This window comes from Pseudomonas sp. PS01301 (genome assembly GCF_029960215.1).
GTDB classification, from domain to species: domain Bacteria; phylum Pseudomonadota; class Gammaproteobacteria; order Pseudomonadales; family Pseudomonadaceae; genus Aquipseudomonas; species Aquipseudomonas coleopterorum.
The window spans coordinates 1-15,971 of sequence record NZ_JASCPM010000001.1; the positions used below are offsets into that span (position 1 = coordinate 1).

Sequence of the window (15,971 nt, forward strand, 5' to 3'; positions counted from 1 at the left end):
GGCAGAGCCCGCTCCCACATTCTGGTGCGAGGGCACCCTTCGCGGACATAGCTTGCTTCTGCTTCCCTGTGGGAGCGGGCTCTGCCCGCGAAAGCCACACCGCGCTTCGCCTGACACAGCGCATTCCAGAAGCAGGGTCAGCCGCGTTCGGCCGGTACCGAGGACAGTTCGAACGGGCTGCTGCTGCGGCGCTGGTTGCGGTCTTCGCGGGGGGTGGCGCCGAAGAAATTGCGGTAGGCACTGGAGAAGTGCGGCCCGGAAGAAAACCCGCACGACAGGCCGATCTGGATGATCGACTTGCTGGTCTGCATCAGCATCTGCCGAGCCTTGTTCAGGCGCAGCTCAAGGTAGTACTGGCTCGGCACCCGATTGAGGTACTGCTTGAAGATGCGCTCCAGCTGACGCCGCGACACACACACGTGCTGGGCGATCTCGTCGGTGGTCAACGGTTCTTCGATGTTGGCCTCCATCAATAATACCGCCTGGGTCAGCTTCGGGTGGCTGGAGCCCAGGCGATTCTGCAGGGGAATGCGCTGGCGCTCCCCGCCTTCGCGGATACGCTCCACCACCAGTTCCTCGGAGACCGCCCCGGCCAGTTCGGCGCCATGATCGCGGGCCAGCACCGCCAGCAGCAGGTCGAGCACCGACAGACCGCCGCAGGCCGTCATGCGGTCGCGATCCCAGTCGAACAAATGGCTGGTGGCGATGACCTTGGGGAAGCGCTCGGCGAAATCATCCTGCCAGCGCCAGTGCACCGCCGCGCGATAACCGTCGAGCAGCCCCAATTGCGCCAGCGGGTACACCCCGGCCGACAGTCCACCGACCATGCAGCCTGCTCGGACGGTTTGCTTGAGCGCGGTGGACAGTGCCGGCGCCAACGCCGCCGGTGGCTCGTCGGCCAGCAGAAACAGCTTGTGGCACCCTTCCAGGCGACCGTTCCACGCCTCCCCCGGCAGCTGCCAACCACCCGGCACGGGCGGCTCGGCCTGCAGGAACAGCAACTCGTAGGTCACGTCCGGGTGCACCTTCTGCGCCACCCGCAGGGCCTCCTCGGCCAGCGCCAAGGTCAGGGCTCGCGTGCTGGGCCAATAGAGGAAACCGATTCGTTGGGCTGTCATCTGATGCGGACCGAAACCTTAAGTATCAAAAACCGAATGGGACATGGTACTGCGCCGGATCAGGCATGCCTGCCCTGCCCACACGAAAACACTCGGCAAAATGTTTCAAGCAACGATCACTTGAGGCTGCCGGACAAAAACTGCTGCAACCGCTCGGAGCGCGGATTGGCCAACACCTCGCGGGGGTCACCGGTCTCCTCGACCAGCCCCTTGTGCAGGAAGACCAGCTGGTTCGAGACTTCGCGGGCAAAGCCCATCTCGTGAGTCACCACGACCATGGTCCGCCCTTCCTGGGCCAGGGCCTGCATCACCTTGAGCACGTCACCGACCAGCTCAGGATCCAGCGCCGAAGTCGGCTCGTCGAACAGCATCACCTCAGGCTCCACCGCCAGCGCGCGAGCGATGGCCACACGCTGCTGCTCGCCGCCGGACATGTGCCCCGGATAGGCATCCTTGCGGTGCGCGACGCCGACCTTGGCCAGATAGTACTCGGCTTTCTCCAGGGCTTCCTTCTTCGAAACACCCAATACGTGCACCGGCGCTTCGATGATGTTTTCCAGCGCGGTCATGTGCGACCACAGGTTGAAGTGCTGGAACACCATCGACAGCCGCGAGCGCAGGCGCTGCAACTGCTTGGGATCGGCCGCCTTGAGCGCACCGTCCTTGCCGGGCACCAGCTTGAGTTCTTCGTCATTGAGCAGGATCTTGCCCGCATGGGGCTGCTCGAGCAGGTTGATGCAGCGCAGGAACGTGCTCTTGCCCGATCCGCTGGAGCCGATGATGCTGATCACATCGCCCGCCTTGGCCGCCAGCGAGACACCCTTGAGCACCTCGTGCGAGCCGTAGCGCTTGTGCAGGTCCTGAACTTGAAGTTTGTACATGATCGGGGGTCTCGCAGATCGGTCAGTCACGGCTCACTGGCTCGCGACGAAAGGGTTTTCGCTGCACGCGGTCAGTGCCTGCGTGGCGCGAGATAGGCCAGCCAGCGGCGCTCGGCCAGCTTGAACAGGCGCACCAGAATGAACGTCAGACACAGGTAGCAAACGCCCGCCGTGATGTAGGCTTCGAACGGCAGGTAGTACTGGGCGTTCACCGTACGCGCCGCGCCGGTGATGTCGATCAGGGTCACGATCGAGGCCAGACTGGTGGTCTGCAGCATCATGATCACTTCGTTGCTGTACTGCGGCAGCGCCCGACGCAGTGCCGACGGCAATAGAATGCGTCGATACATCCCGGCCTTGGACATGCCCATCGCCCGCGCCGCTTCGATCTCGCCCGGCGGCGTGGCGCGCAGGCTGCCGGCGATGATCTCGGCGGTGTAGGCGCTGGTGTTGATGGCAAACGCCAGGCAGGCGCAGAACGTGGCACTCGACAACCAGGGCCAGAGCACACTGTTACGCACGACCTCGAACTGGGCCAGGCCGTAGTAGATCAGGAACAGCTGCACCAGCATGGGCGTGCCGCGGATGACATAGGTGTAGAGCCACGCGACACCGTTGACCAGTGGCTGCCGGGACACCCGCATCAAGCCCAGTGGCAGTGCCGCCAGCAGACCGAAGAACAGCGAGATGGCCAGCAGTTTCAAGGTTTCCAGCATGCCGCTCATGTACAGCGGCAGGCTGTCCCAGACGACGTTGTAATCGAAGATCATAGTTCAGCCGCCTTGATGCCCACCGAATAGCGTTTTTCGACGGCGCGCAGCAACAGCAGCGACACGCTGGTGATCACCAGGTACATCGCCGCTACTGCGAGGAAGAAGGTGAACGGCTCGCGGGTGGCATCCGCCGCCTGCTTGGCCTTGAACATCATGTCCTGCAGGCCGACCACCGAGATCAATGCCGTGGCCTTGGTCAGCACCAGCCAGTTGTTGGTCACACCGGGGATCGCCAGGCGAATCATCTGCGGCACCAGCACCCTGAAGAACACCTGCAGGCTGCTCATGCCATAGGCCATGCCAGCCTCGGCCTGGCCCTTGGGAATGGCCATGAACGCACCGCGGAAGGTTTCCGAGAGGTACGCCCCGAAGATGAAGCCCAAGGTGAAGATACCGGCGAGCAGTGGATTGAGGTCGATGTAGTCGTCGTACCCCATCAGCGGCGCAACGCGGTTGATGATGTCCTGGCCGCCATAGAAGATCAGCAGGATCAACACCAGATCGGGAATGCCGCGAATCACCGTGGCGTACAGATCGCCCAGCCAGGCCAGCCAGCGTACCGGCGACAGGCGCAAGGCCACGCCCAACAGACCCAGCACGATGGCCAGCGCCATGGACGACAAGGCGAGCTGCAGCGTCAGCCAAGCGCCATCGAGAATGACGGCCCCGTAGCCTTTCAACATGTAGAGATCCTCGCCCGGAGAATGAAAAATGGTGCGAACCGCGGTTCCCCGCCGTTGGCACCATCAGTCAGGTAACGCCTGCCGGCTTATTTGCCGTAGATGTCGAAGTCGAAGTACTTGTCCTGGATCTTCTTGTACTCGCCATTGGCACGAATGCCCGCGATGGCCGCGTTGATGCGTTCCAGGTTGGCCTTGTCACCCTTGCGCACGGCGATGCCGATACCGTCACCGAAGTATTTCGGATCGTTGACCGATGGGCCGACGAAGGCATAGCCCTTGCCCGCGTCAGTGTTGAGGAAACCGTCCTGCAACAAGGTGGCATCGGCCAGCGTACCGTCCAGGCGACCGGCAGCCACGTCCAGATAGATCTCGTTCTGCGAGCCATACGGCATCACTTCCACGCCCAGCGGCTTGAGCACTTCAGTGGCATAACGGTCATGGATCGTGCCGCGCTGCACGCCAATCTTCTTGCCCTTGAGCTCGCTCATGTCGTCACTGACCGTGGTGCCCGCCTTCATGACCAGGCGCGCCGGCGTGGCGTAGTATTTGTTGGTGAAGTCGACGGATTTCTTGCGGTCATCGGTGATCGACATCGACGACAGAATAGCGTCGATCTTGCGCACCTTGAGGGCTGGAATGAGGCCGTCGAATTCCTGCTCGACCCAGGTGCACTTGACCTTCATCTCGGCACACAGCGCGTTGCCGATGTCGTAGTCGAAGCCAACGATGCTGCCATCCGGCGCCTTGGAGGCGAATGGTGGGTAAGCGGCCTCGATGCCGATCTTCAGCGGCTTTTCATCGGCGAACGACGCCGCCGACAGCACGGACAGTGCCAATGCGCCAAACAGTGCGAGTTTCTTCATTGGGTGAGCTCCAGCGAAAAGGGCAGTATGGGCAAAGTGAGCGCAGGCCCAGAATGCGAAAAAATGAAGCTGAACAGGCGACGCCGCAGGGTCCGGCGAGTGAGCGCATTCTAACGGCACTGTGCCAGTCGATATTTCGTCAATGCGACAAGTAGTTACAGAAGCAACGAGACACCCAGACCAGGGGATTGACAGCCCTCATCGAGTGTGATTTGGAAAAATGAGAGGCAATCTGAGACTGAAGCAATTAGCGCGCCCATTATTGGCAAAGCCTTCTAGGACGGCAAGTGTGGCGTTGCAGGTGGAAGCAGGTAGGCGTTGCAGTGGGGTATTGAGTGGCAGGTGGTGTGTGCTGAACCTTCATGCAGTAACACAGGCAATCGTCGATAAGCCTTGATGGCCCCTTCGCGGGCAGAGGGCTCGGCGGCCCGCCCCCGCTCCCACATGAGCGTGCATTGACGCGCACATGTGGGAGCGGGCTCTGCCCGCGAAGAGGCCCTCAAGATCACCTCAAATCACGCAGAAGCCCGATGCATGTCCTTGTGGGTATCGATCAACTGCTGCACCACCCCCGGATCGGCCAAGGTAGAGATATCACCCAGCGCGTCGTACTCGGACGTGGCGATCTTGCGCAGAATGCGCCGCATGATCTTGCCCGAACGCGTCTTGGGCAATCCCGGCGCCCACTGGATCACATCCGGCGACGCGATGGGACCGATCTCCTTGCGCACCCAGTTCTTGAGCTCCAGACGCAATTCCTCGCTGGCCTGCTCGCCGCCATTGAGCGTGACGTAGACGTAGATGCCCTGCCCCTTGAGGTCGTGAGGCACGCCCACCACAGCGGCTTCGGCCACTTTGGGATGGGCGACCATCGCACTTTCGATCTCGGCCGTGCCCATGCGGTGTCCGGAGACGTTGAGCACGTCATCGACCCGCCCGGTGATCCAGTAGTAGCCATCTTCGTCGCGACGCGCACCGTCGCCGGTGAAGTACATGCCGCGGAATGTCTTGAAATAGGTGTCGACGAAGCGATCGTGATCGCCATACAGGGTGCGCGACTGGCCCGGCCACGAATCGAGGATCACCAGATTGCCTTCGGCCGCCCCCTCGATGATGTTGCCCAGGTTGTCCACTAGCGCCGGCACCACGCCGAAGAACGGCTTGGTCGCCGAGCCCGGCTTGAGGCCGATCGCACCCGGCAGCGGGCTGATCAGGATGCCGCCGGTTTCGGTCTGCCACCAGGTGTCGACGATCGGGCAGTTCTGCTTGCCGACCGTGTTGTAGTACCAGTTCCAGGCTTCCGGGTTGATCGGCTCGCCCACCGAACCGAGCAGGCGCAGGCTCGAGCCATCGGCGCCCTCGACCGCCTTGGAGCCCTCGGCCATCATCGCTCGGATCGCCGTGGGCGCCGTGTAGAGGATGTTGACCTTGTGCTTGTCGACGATCTTCGACACCCGGGTGATGTCCGGGTAGTTGGGTACGCCCTCGAACAAAAGCGTCGTGGCCCCGTTGGCCAGGGGACCATAGACGATGTAACTGTGGCCGGTGATCCAACCCACGTCCGCAGTGCACCAGTAGACGTCGCCGGGCTTGTAGTCGAATACCCGCTCATGGGTCAGCGCGGCATACACCAGGTAGCCGCCGGTGGTGTGCAGCACGCCCTTGGGCTTGCCGGTGGAGCCGGAGGTGTAGAGGATGAACAGCGCTTCCTCGGCGCCCATTTCCTTCGGCGCGCAGGTGCTCGACGCCACTTCCAGCAGCGAGTGGTACCAGATGTCGCGATGACGGTTCCACTCGATGTCGCCGCCGGTGCGCTTGCACACGATGACCTTTTGCACGCTGCTGGTTTCAGGGTTGGTCAGGGCCCGGTCGACGTTGGCCTTGAGCGCCGTCTTACGCCCGCCGCGCAGACCTTCGTCGGCGGTGATCACCACCTTGGACTGGCAGTCGATGATGCGTCCTGCCAGTGCTTCGGGTGAAAACCCGCCGAACACCACCGAATGCACCGCGCCGATGCGCGTGCACGCAAGCATGGCCACCACCGCCTCGGGGATCATCGGCATGTACAGGGTCACCACGTCGCCACGGTGCACGTCCTGGCCGCGCAGGGCATTGGCGAACTTGCACACTTCGGCATGCAGCTCACGGTAAGTGATGTGACGGCTCTCGGAGGGATCGTCACCCTCCCAGATGATCGCGACCTGATCGCCGCGCTCGGCCAGGTGCCGGTCCAGGCAGTTGTAGGAAACGTTGAGGGTGCCGTCGGCGAACCACTTGATGTCGACATGGTGGTCGTCGAACGAGGTCTGCTTGACCTTGGTGAAGGGCTTGATCCAATCGAGACGCTGCGCCTGCTCGCGCCAGAAACCGTCCGGGTTGACCACGGACTGCTGGTACATGGCCTTGTAGGTCGCCTCATCGGTCAGCGTGGACGCTGCCACTTCGGGACGAACGGGATACAGGGAAGCCGCACTCATCATTCTTACCTCGGTTGAATAGTTGTTGTTGTATAGACCTGTTTTAAGGGTATCTGCCCCAGGCAGCCATTCGACGATGGTAGTACCAAGACCAGTACCGAGGTCCGTACCCAGACCAGTATCGGTGCCTGCTCAGCGAGGCGGGATTAATGCAGATTCGGATAAAACTGTTTATCCAAACCCGCTCTGTTTACCACAGGCACCGGGGCTTAGAATCGTTTTCGCCAGCAACGGCACTGCGATCGACAAAGACTGTATCCCCCACGAAGGCTGTCGATCGCAACTTCCCCACTCCCAAGTTTCACACGTGACCTCACAAGGGCCGCGTGCACCCTGACGACTGCAAAACAGGAAAATCGACATGAAAGCTTTGTTAATTCTTGCGCTGATTGGCTCGAGCGGTATCGCCCTGGCCGAAGAGACCACCACTGCCGCCACACAGAAACCCGTGGTGGAACCCTATGACTATTCACAGCACCCGGACATCGCCCATGTCATTTCCAACTCGGCGATCCCCAATGTCTGCGCCGTGGTGCCAGCGCGCTTGACCTACGAGGACTCGCAGGGCAAGCGCCACATCATGGAATACCACGTCATGGGCAACGGCTGTACCAACAGCTGAGCACCTTTCAGCGCCGGGGCCCAGGCCCCGCTGCTGGCTCCTGCCACACGCCACTGGCGCTGCACGCAAACCAAGCCTTTCCTCTCCCGACCTCTCTTTTTGTGCCTCGTGCCTCTATCATGAGCGTCACGTAAGCCTGTCCATGCTTTCACGCGCATCGAGTACTCCACCTGCCTGGCGGTGCCTGCGCCTACTTTCTGCTTTTGCGACGGATCTGCCCATGCCCCACTCCCAGCGCCCCCTGACGGTCACGCTGCAAGTCGTTTCCATCGTGCTGTTCACCTTCATTGGCTACCTGAGCATCGGCATTCCCCTGGCGGTATTGCCCGGCTTCGTCCACAGCGATCTGGGCTACGGCGCGGTGATCGCTGGCCTGGTGATCAGCGTTCAATACCTGGCCACCCTGCTCAGCCGTCCCCAGGCGAGCAAGATCATCGACAACCTGGGCAGCAAGAAGGCCGTGATCTACGGGTTGGTCGGCTGCGGCATCAGCGGGTTGTTCATGCTGTTAGCCGGCTGGTTGCAAAGCTGGCCGGCACTGAGCCTCACCAGCCTGCTGCTGGGTCGGGTGTTGCTCGGGTCGGCGGAAAGCCTGGTGGGCTCCGGCTCCATTGGCTGGGGGATCGGTCGCGTCGGGGCGGCCAACACGGCCAAGGTCATCTCCTGGAACGGCATCGCCAGCTACGGCGCGCTGGCCATCGGCGCGCCGCTGGGCGTGTTGATGGTCAAGCATCTGGGCTTGTGGAGCATGGGCGCGAGCATCATCGTTCTGGCAGGCGTGGGTATCGCCCTGGCCTGGAACAAGCTTCCCGCGCCAGTGGTGGCCGGCGAGCGCCTGCCGTTTCTGCACGTTCTGGGTCGGGTGCTACCCCACGGCACCGGACTGGCCCTGGGCGGCATTGGCTTCGGTACCATCGCCACGTTCATCACCCTGTACTACGCCAGCAATGCCTGGGACAACGCAGCGCTATGCCTGAGCCTGTTCGGTGCCAGCTTTATCCTCGCTCGGCTGTTGTTCGGCAACCTGATCAACCGTCTGGGTGGCTTTCGCGTGGCGATCGTCTGCCTGAGTGTAGAAACCCTGGGTTTGCTGCTGCTGTGGCTGGCGCCCAGCCAGGAACTGGCCATGGCCGGCGCGGCCCTGACCGGTTTCGGTTTTTCCCTGGTATTCCCGGCACTCGGCGTCGAAGCGGTCAATCTGGTGCCAGCGTCGAGCCGCGGTGCGGCAGTGGGGGCCTACTCGCTGTTCATCGACATGTCGCTGGGCATCACCGGGCCGGTGGCCGGCGCCATAGCCGCCGGCTTCGGCTTCAGTTCGATCTTTCTGTTTGCCGCCGCTGCTGCGTGCACGGGCCTGGGCCTGACCTTCTATCTGTACCGCCAGGCCGCTCGCCTCCCACCATCGGAAGACGAGCTGGTCTGAGGATAACGCCCTTCAGAAGTCGATCTTGCCGCGCCCGGCCTTGATCGCGCCACGCTTGGTCTTGCCTTCCAGGCGGCGGGTCTTGGAGCCCAGCGTGGGCTTGGTCGGCCGCCGCTTCTTCTCGACCTTGGTGGCCATTAGAATCAGCTCACGCAAGCGCTGCAACGCATCGGCCCGGTTCTGCTCCTGCGTACGGAACTGCTGCGCCTTGATCACGATCACGCCATCACCGGTGATCCGGCTGTCACGCAGCGCCAGCAGCCGCTCCTTGTAGAACGGCGGCAACGACGAGGCGCCGATGTCGAAGCGCAGATGCACCGCGCTGGAAACCTTGTTGACGTTCTGCCCACCCGCGCCTTGCGCGCGGATGGCGCTGAGTTCGATTTCAGCGTCGGGCAGATGGACGGCGTTGGAGATATCCAGCATGCGGCACTCCGCTCAGGACAGGGGTTTGGGCTTGAGGCGATAGCACAGGTACATCCCGCCGACCCACAGTGGAATGGCATACACCGAAATGCGAATACCCGGAATCATCAGCATGATGATCAAGATGAATGCCACGAACGCCAGGCACAGGTAGTTTCCGTACGGATACCACAGCGCCTTGAACAACGGCACCTGGCCCTGGCGCTGCAGGTGCTGGCGGAACTTGAGGTGCGAGTAGCTGATCATCGCCCAGTTGATCACCAGGGTCGCGACCACCAGCGACATCAACAGCTCCAGCGCCTGCTGTGGCACGAAGTAGTTCAACGCCACGGCCACCAGCGTGATTGCCGCCGACACCAGCAGCGCACGTACCGGTACGCCGCGCGCATCCACCTTGGCCAGCGCGCGCGGTGCGTCGCCCTGCTCGGCCATGCCCAGCAGCATGCGGCTGTTGCAGTAGGTGCCGCTGTTGTACACCGACAAGGCTGCGGTCAGGACCACGAAGTTGAGCACATGCGCCGCCGTGTCGCTGCCCAGCATCGAGAACACCTGCACGAACGGGCTGCCGCTGTAGGCGTCGCCCGAGGCATTCAGGCTGGCCAGCAGGCCATCCCACGGGGTCAGCGACAACAGCACCACCAGCGCGCCGATGTAGAAGATGAGAATACGGTAGATCACCTGATTGATGGCCTTGGGGATCACCGTCTTCGGGCTGTCCGCCTCGGCCGCCGTGAAACCGAGCATTTCCAGGCCGCCGAACGAGAACATGATGATCGCCAGGGCCATGACCAAGCCGCCAACACCGTTGGGGAAGAAGCCGCCATGCTCCCAAAGGTTGCTGACACCTGCCTGCGGACCACCATTGCCGCTGACCAGCAGGTAGCTGCCCAGGGCGATCATGCCGACGATCGCCGCCACCTTGATGATGGCGAACCAGAACTCGGCTTCCCCGAACACCTTGACGTTGGTCAGGTTGATGGCATTGATCATCACGAAGAACACCGCGGCCGATACCCAGGTCGGTATCTCCGGCCACCAGTAGTGCACGTATTTGCCGACGGCGGTCAGCTCCGACATGCCCACCAGAATGTACAGCACCCAGCAGTTCCAGCCCGACAGGAACCCGGGAAACCGGCCCCAGTAGCTGTGGGCGAAGTGACTGAAGGAACCGGCGACCGGCTCCTCGACGATCATCTCGCCCAGCTGGCGCATGATCAGGAAGGCGATGAAGCCGCAGATGGCGTAACCCAGGATCATCGACGGCCCGGCCGATTTGAGCACGCCCGCAGACCCCAGGAACAACCCGGTGCCGATGGCTCCACCCAGGGCGATCAATTGGATGTGGCGATTCTTCAGCCCACGCTTGAGCTGGTTTGGTTCAGTCATAAGGGAGAAGTCACTTCTTCGACGTTCAAGGTATCAAGAGTGCAATGGTCCGCCGCAGGCAGACCTTGTGGGAGCGGGTCTCTGCCCGCGAAGAGCCCCCCCACCGACACCCCACAAAAAAACGCCAACCCTGGAAGGTTGGCGCACGCGGACATCAGCTGTCCTTACTCAGGCTTGGGCTTGCGACGGCCGAAGCCTGGACGCTGACCCGTGCCTGCTGCCGGACCGCGACGATTGCCCGAAGGCGCGTCGTCCACCAGCTTGATGCCCGGACGCTTGGCCGCAGGCTTGGCACCTGGCTTGCCCGCAGGCTTGGCCGGACGCTTGTTCATGTCCGCCGGACGCTCAGCCACGGGCGTGCCACGGCCGCTGTCCTTGCGCGAAGCCGGCGCCGAATCGCCACGCGGCTGGCGAGCCGGGCGCTGTTCGGTGGACGGCGCGCCGTCGTGGGCCGGACGCAGGGTACGCACACGCTCGCCACGGCCCATCGGGCGCGAGGATTTGCGCTGCATGCGCTCCAGCTTGTCCTTGGTCTTGGTGGTCATCGACGGCATGGCGACCGCTGCCAGGCCCACCTCGGCGCTCAGGGTATCGACTTCACCCTGGGTCAGCTCACGCCACCGGCCCATCGGCAGATCGGAATTAAGGAACACCGGACCGAAGCGCACACGCTTGAGGCGGCTGACCACCAGGCCTTGGGATTCCCACAGGCGACGCACCTCACGGTTACGGCCTTCCATGACCACGCAGTGGTACCAGTGGTTGAAGCCTTCACCGCCCGGTGCTTCCTGGATGTCGGTGAAACGCGCAGGGCCGTCTTCCAGGATCACGCCGTTCTTGAGGCGCAACAGCATGTCTTCGTCGACTTCGCCGCGTACACGTACGGCGTACTCGCGGTCCATTTCGAACGAAGGGTGCATCAGGCGGTTGGCCAGTTCGCCATCGGTGGTGAACATCAACAGCCCGGTGGTGTTGATGTCCAGGCGGCCGACGTTGATCCAGCGGCCTTCGCGCGGGCGCGGCAGGCGGTCGAAGACGGTAGGACGGCCCTCAGGGTCGTCGCGGGTGCAGATTTCACCGTCGGGCTTGTTGTAGATGATCACGCGGCGCACGGTTTCCGAGGCTTCCTCGCGCTTGATCACCTTGCCGTCCACGGTGATGGCGTCGTGCAGATCGACGCGCTGACCGAGTGTGGCGACCTTGGCGTTGACCTTGATCCGGCCTTCGCTGATCCACGCCTCTACGTCACGGCGCGAACCCACGCCGATACGGGCCAATACTTTCTGTAGTTTTTCGCCGGCGGGGCCGATTTCCTGGCTGCCGTCTTGCTGATCGAGATCTTTCATCGTAAGCACCTCCCGGTGGGTCGAATGGAATACTGCTCGGCGCAGGCGCGCCGGAGGGCCGCGAATGATACGCGCAACACAGGTGTTGCGCATCCAAGGCTAGCCGATTTTTTCAGCCTTTCTTCTTTTTCCGCTTGGCGGTGCCCTTCATGTCCTTCAACCGCTGCGCCGCCTGCTCGTTCACCTCGCGGCGCTCATCCTTGTCCATCTTCTTCCAGGCCTTGCACTCAGGCTTGGTCCGTCCGCAGGCGATGCAGGTGTCATCGGTGAACTTGCAGACGCTGATACAGGGGTTCTTGCTGCTCATGGGGTACGACACCGGATTCGTGATTGATCCATTGATAGACATTGCCAAACCCGTAACGCACCAAAGAATGTCGGGTATCGGCAAACACCTGCCCGATCGACCAGTTGCTGACCGCGAGACCCTACCCATTCCGAGCATCTTATTGCTTGCATCAACGTGCAATTCTTTGGCGATTGGCTACGCTCTGAGTTAAGTCTGATGTCGAGCAAAACTCCTCGGTCGTAGCCCGAATGCGACTGGTCCAAATGGGTTCCAGTCGCTCAAGAATGTCTATTCGCTGCCATTGCCACTAGGCAGCGAATACCCTCTCTTGCTCAGGAGCCCTCGAGAATGCAGACGTCGATCTTCCTCACAGCACGGCTGCTGCGTAAAGCACATTCTCGCGCGAAGCCAAATATCCTACGCGCGCTTCCCGGTGTGTTCTTGCTGGGCTTGCTCGACACAAGCTTTGCCTACGACGCCGCACGCCATCCTGTCTATACGAATCAAGCCGTAATCGCTTTTCGAGGATGCGGGTACACCTTGCCCGCAAGCGCAGCAGAAGCACTGGCGGCTGGAACACAGGATGAGGACACTGCCCCTCTCAATCTCTATGACCGCAGCACTAACTGGCACTTTTACAACCGCGAGGGCCGCCTGCGACCGTGGGCCCTCGGTCATCGTAGCCTTGATCGTATTTTCGCAAAGCGTGCTCAAGCCTTGGAAATCGCGCTGCGCGGCGAATCGAATATCAACGATGTTTATCACAGAGCGGGTCAGGTACTTCACTACATACAGGACATGAGTGTGCCTGCCCATGTAGCACCTGCTTTCCACATGAAACTTCCTCTTTGGGACCGTTCCGATCCCTTCGATAACTTTACCGCACCCGTTGACTCAGCTCCGTTTGCCCTGACAAGCAAACAGTGCAGTGAACTGAGCGACCAAATCACCACGGACCCGGTCACTGCAACCACGCTATTAACTAATGCTGCCAAGCGAACGTTGAGCGCTATATCCCCATCCGCGGGGCGCGACCAAACCAATGATACTGACTGGCAGGACTACTGGATTTACCCATCGAACGACCGGACCGATGCGGCGCATGGCTGGGGCGCCTACGGACATTGTGTGTTTGCCAAACGTCCTCAGCAGTCTGGATGTAAAAACCAGAAACAAGAAGAAGCGCTGTTCGAACTCCAATATCAACGCACCTTAGCTGATTCGGTTCGCATACTCATCTATCTGGACAAGCGCAGAGCGCAGTACACCGCCACTGCTCTCCCGCTACAGCAATGACCAAGCGGTTAACACTAGGGAGCGATCGCCATGGGTAACTATCCGAAACTTCTACGTTTGGCCAACTGGCGCATCGGCTCACGCGCTTGCCTCTATGCCTTCGCCATTGCAACTATAGCCACGCTGATCATCATTCTGCAAAGTTGCTCATGGATCGTTGGTGGCGCCGCCAACACAGTCTATCCAAGCCTCGCCTCACCGGAAGAGACCGAAGCGCCCCCAACGTTCACCACGTATTACCCCTCGGCCGCCACTGAAGCGATTTTCGGCGGCCGCGGTGTTGGACTAGATTGCTCGATACCCAAGCCACTGAAAGCCTTTGCGTTCAAAACCGGCGCTGGAGGCGCACCTATTTCGTTACAGTTCAGACAATCCTGCATTATGCATGACCTGTGCTATCGCCATGGCTACGCGACCTATGGATACACTCAGGCCCAGTGCGATGTCATGCTTCAAGAGTCCGCTTATCGCCTGTGCCGTCAGATAAACAAGTCCAATAGAGAGGAAACCAGGTCGAGCGTCGCAGCGGCGTACACCGAGTGTGAAACCGAGGCTCGTAAAGTCCTTCTTGGAGTAACACTCGGCGGAGGCGGCTCATTCAAGTCCAAGGGACGATCCACATACTTCGAATACGACCCTATGCCAACACACGCTGACGACTACGTCGTGGGGCGTGCAGTAGACGACGCTACTGCGCGCGCAACAGTCGGCGACTTGGGTATCAGAACGTTTCACATCCTGCGGCAGACAATGTCGATGAGCAAGCTGGTCAATGACCGAGCCTCATCGACCGGCGAAAAGCAAACGACGACGCCTCGACTGTTTCCCGATCAGAGAATCGCTACCCCCCCACAGCTCACAGGCTACCCCGACGCCGGATCGAGAGTCGCTGTGGCCAGCCTTGTCTCCATAGCGAGAAAAGATCTGAAAAGCACTGACCTGAAGCTCTATGAGTTGCAGACACTCGCCCCGTCACAAAGCGGGACAGGCGCATACGAATTGCAATTCAAAGCATGTCCTGACAGGCACAACTCTCCCTGCAGTACGGACGTAGATGCACCTATTCACAAGTTTGTAACGGTAGACCACAAACCTTTGCTGTTGTCGGTCACCCACCGGGGAAGTATTCCTGAGACAGATTCAAATCCATGCCCAAGCGGCCATAACGTCTTGGGGAGCACTGTCAAAGTAGTGCAGAAATCCGTCATGTTTGACGAGACGCAACCTTTGGAGTCGCCCCAGATAGTCTGCAAAGATGGGAAAAAAACTCCTGCCTGGCCTATGGATGACTACCCGCTAAATGCAAAGACGCTGATGAGACAAAAATATCGGTTCATGCAGCATGACGTGCTGATCGAAAAGAATGCTGCCAATCAGGCAACACATGCGTGGGTTCTGGGTCGAGGTGCAAAACTATCGACTAGGACAGCAGGTCATGAACCCCTGTTCGAAGAAGACAGCGCTGGAAGCACCTATCAGACCCATGTGTTAGTGGCCCGGCAAGCACTGGGTAATCGCAAATTCACCGAGATCGATCGATTCGAACTCGAAGCATCCGAGACCGACGAGCCCTTCCAACTGGTCCGTCTCGGCGGATCACAAGGGGTAGCGCTCATGTCGCTCGGCTGGCAGGCTGCCGACCGCGCACGGGTAAGCGATGATCAGACTCCGTGGGCTCCGCCCATACTCAAACTATGGAGAGTTCCTGGCAAAGATCGTGATGCCAGTCAGCAACCGATGACAGTATCACTTCCCGAAGCCCTCAGAGACCGCTACACCGACATCCCACCTGTCGTGGCACGGCTAAGCACTCGGAAAGAACCTATTTTGATTTTCGCAAAACTCAGTCCGCCGCCTACGCTCAACCAGGAAGAGGAAGCTGCAGCTTTGGACTTCAAAGACACCACAGCAGCGAGCTCTATCGTCATGGACTTAGTCGTGATCAGTCTCATGCCCGAGGCGGACACCCGTATTAGACCATTGATAGTGCAGCAACTGAGCTGCAAAATCGATTTATGGAAACAGATGAATAATGCTAAGGCCTCCATCCTCAAAACAAGGGCTTATGGTGCGGAAGGTATATCGCCGCCCGCTAAAGCCGAACCACCCCTTAAAGAAAATTCGCACGCTACCGCCCGAGGCATGACCGATCTAGCCAACCGCTGGCGGATGAGCCAGCTCATAGCGTCAGAGCGGTCGAGCAGCGACAGCTCCAGAGCGCTGGAGCTCACGATGGTCTTCAATGGATTTCCCAGCATGTCTGTTCAAGTACGGTTTAAAACCTATGATGGCAAGATCGAAGGTGGGCAGCCAGCAACCTTGAATGACTACTTTAGCTGTGCACCACCCTCTATCGTGGCCAAAACCTGAAAGCAACAATTCAAAAGT

Annotated in this window: 14 protein-coding genes; 4 read left to right on the forward strand and 10 right to left on the reverse strand. The window is 60.6% G+C overall.

The features are described 5' to 3' along the window. Window positions 1–137 precede the first annotated feature (137 nt). The 6 genes from argR to acs all read right to left on the reverse strand — a co-directional run bounded on the left by argR (window position 138) and on the right by acs (window position 6,795). Window positions 138–1,118 (reverse strand): transcriptional regulator ArgR, encoded by a 981-nt coding sequence (gene argR / locus QMX89_RS00005; RefSeq protein WP_049862160.1) that lies wholly within the window; start codon window positions 1,116–1,118, stop codon window positions 138–140. Between the two features lie 116 nt (window positions 1,119–1,234). Next, window positions 1,235–1,999: an ATP-binding cassette domain-containing protein gene (locus QMX89_RS00010; RefSeq protein WP_049862161.1), complete on the reverse strand. Its 765-nt coding sequence runs from the start codon at window positions 1,997–1,999 to the stop codon at window positions 1,235–1,237. 71 nt (window positions 2,000–2,070) lie between these two features. After that, window positions 2,071–2,769, reverse strand: a complete 699-nt coding sequence (locus tag QMX89_RS00015) for an ABC transporter permease (RefSeq protein WP_049862162.1) — start codon at window positions 2,767–2,769, stop codon at window positions 2,071–2,073. Then, window positions 2,766–3,455: an ABC transporter permease gene (locus tag QMX89_RS00020; protein ID WP_282345597.1), complete on the reverse strand. Its 690-nt coding sequence runs from the start codon at window positions 3,453–3,455 to the stop codon at window positions 2,766–2,768. The genes QMX89_RS00015 and QMX89_RS00020 overlap by 4 nt, the downstream gene beginning before the upstream one ends. A gap of 86 nt (window positions 3,456–3,541) precedes the next feature. Further along, window positions 3,542–4,318: an ABC transporter substrate-binding protein gene (locus tag QMX89_RS00025; RefSeq protein ID WP_056843781.1), complete on the reverse strand. Its 777-nt coding sequence runs from the start codon at window positions 4,316–4,318 to the stop codon at window positions 3,542–3,544. 515 nt (window positions 4,319–4,833) lie between these two features. After that, a complete protein-coding gene (gene acs, locus QMX89_RS00030; RefSeq protein ID WP_056843945.1) occupies window positions 4,834–6,795 on the reverse strand; it encodes an acetate--CoA ligase in 1,962 nt (653 codons plus the stop codon). Window positions 6,796–7,156: 361 nt separating this feature from the next. Here acs and QMX89_RS00035 point away from each other — a divergent pair, with 361 nt between their 5' ends. Both QMX89_RS00035 and QMX89_RS00040 read left to right on the forward strand, forming a co-directional pair. Beyond that, complete coding sequence (locus QMX89_RS00035) at window positions 7,157–7,417, forward strand: DUF2790 domain-containing protein (RefSeq protein WP_282345621.1); 261 nt, start codon at window positions 7,157–7,159, stop codon at window positions 7,415–7,417. Between the two features lie 220 nt (window positions 7,418–7,637). Continuing rightward, complete coding sequence (locus QMX89_RS00040) at window positions 7,638–8,840, forward strand: MFS transporter (protein ID WP_282345623.1); 1,203 nt, start codon at window positions 7,638–7,640, stop codon at window positions 8,838–8,840. A gap of 12 nt (window positions 8,841–8,852) precedes the next feature. On the opposite strand, the gene arfB is transcribed toward QMX89_RS00040, so the two are convergent. The 4 genes from arfB to QMX89_RS00060 form a co-directional block, all read right to left on the reverse strand. Continuing rightward, on the reverse strand, window positions 8,853–9,266 hold the full coding sequence (gene arfB, locus QMX89_RS00045) for an alternative ribosome rescue aminoacyl-tRNA hydrolase ArfB (protein WP_282345626.1): 414 nt from the start codon (window positions 9,264–9,266) through the stop codon (window positions 8,853–8,855). Window positions 9,267–9,278: 12 nt separating this feature from the next. Further along, window positions 9,279–10,652 (reverse strand): amino acid permease, encoded by a 1,374-nt coding sequence (locus QMX89_RS00050; RefSeq protein WP_090359594.1) that lies wholly within the window; start codon window positions 10,650–10,652, stop codon window positions 9,279–9,281. Window positions 10,653–10,816: 164 nt separating this feature from the next. Continuing rightward, window positions 10,817–11,998 (reverse strand): 23S rRNA pseudouridine(2605) synthase RluB, encoded by a 1,182-nt coding sequence (rluB, locus tag QMX89_RS00055; protein WP_049862170.1) that lies wholly within the window; start codon window positions 11,996–11,998, stop codon window positions 10,817–10,819. A 112-nt stretch (window positions 11,999–12,110) separates the two neighbouring features. Then, window positions 12,111–12,305 (reverse strand): DUF1289 domain-containing protein, encoded by a 195-nt coding sequence (locus tag QMX89_RS00060; protein ID WP_049862171.1) that lies wholly within the window; start codon window positions 12,303–12,305, stop codon window positions 12,111–12,113. 330 nt (window positions 12,306–12,635) lie between these two features. Between QMX89_RS00060 and QMX89_RS00065 the strand changes: the two genes are divergently transcribed. Beyond that, window positions 12,636–13,583, forward strand: coding sequence for a hypothetical protein (locus tag QMX89_RS00065; RefSeq protein ID WP_282345634.1), 948 nt, complete (start codon window positions 12,636–12,638; stop codon window positions 13,581–13,583). 30 nt (window positions 13,584–13,613) lie between these two features. After that, complete coding sequence (locus QMX89_RS00070; RefSeq protein WP_282345635.1) at window positions 13,614–15,953, forward strand: hypothetical protein; 2,340 nt, start codon at window positions 13,614–13,616, stop codon at window positions 15,951–15,953. Window positions 15,954–15,971: the final 18 nt, after the last annotated feature.

What these genes read in the sequence shown, in the direction of transcription:
- QMX89_RS00010 (WP_049862161.1), bottom strand. Translation starts at nt 1,999, where the DNA reads ATGTACAAACTTCAAGTTCAGGACCTGCACAAGCGCTACGGCTCGCAC.
- QMX89_RS00025 (WP_056843781.1), bottom strand. Translation starts at nt 4,318, where the DNA reads ATGAAGAAACTCGCACTGTTTGGCGCATTGGCACTGTCCGTGCTGTCG.
- acs (WP_056843945.1), bottom strand. Translation starts at nt 6,795, where the DNA reads ATGAGTGCGGCTTCCCTGTATCCCGTTCGTCCCGAAGTGGCAGCGTCC.
- QMX89_RS00015 (WP_049862162.1), bottom strand. Translation starts at nt 2,769, where the DNA reads ATGATCTTCGATTACAACGTCGTCTGGGACAGCCTGCCGCTGTACATG.
- rluB (WP_049862170.1), bottom strand. Translation starts at nt 11,998, where the DNA reads ATGAAAGATCTCGATCAGCAAGACGGCAGCCAGGAAATCGGCCCCGCC.
- QMX89_RS00050 (WP_090359594.1), bottom strand. Translation starts at nt 10,652, where the DNA reads ATGACTGAACCAAACCAGCTCAAGCGTGGGCTGAAGAATCGCCACATC.
- QMX89_RS00070 (WP_282345635.1), top strand. Translation starts at nt 13,614, where the DNA reads ATGGGTAACTATCCGAAACTTCTACGTTTGGCCAACTGGCGCATCGGC.
- QMX89_RS00035 (WP_282345621.1), top strand. Translation starts at nt 7,157, where the DNA reads ATGAAAGCTTTGTTAATTCTTGCGCTGATTGGCTCGAGCGGTATCGCC.
- QMX89_RS00040 (WP_282345623.1), top strand. Translation starts at nt 7,638, where the DNA reads ATGCCCCACTCCCAGCGCCCCCTGACGGTCACGCTGCAAGTCGTTTCC.
- arfB (WP_282345626.1), bottom strand. Translation starts at nt 9,266, where the DNA reads ATGCTGGATATCTCCAACGCCGTCCATCTGCCCGACGCTGAAATCGAA.
- QMX89_RS00065 (WP_282345634.1), top strand. Translation starts at nt 12,636, where the DNA reads ATGCAGACGTCGATCTTCCTCACAGCACGGCTGCTGCGTAAAGCACAT.
- QMX89_RS00020 (WP_282345597.1), bottom strand. Translation starts at nt 3,455, where the DNA reads ATGTTGAAAGGCTACGGGGCCGTCATTCTCGATGGCGCTTGGCTGACG.
- argR (WP_049862160.1), bottom strand. Translation starts at nt 1,118, where the DNA reads ATGACAGCCCAACGAATCGGTTTCCTCTATTGGCCCAGCACGCGAGCC.
- QMX89_RS00060 (WP_049862171.1), bottom strand. Translation starts at nt 12,305, where the DNA reads ATGAGCAGCAAGAACCCCTGTATCAGCGTCTGCAAGTTCACCGATGAC.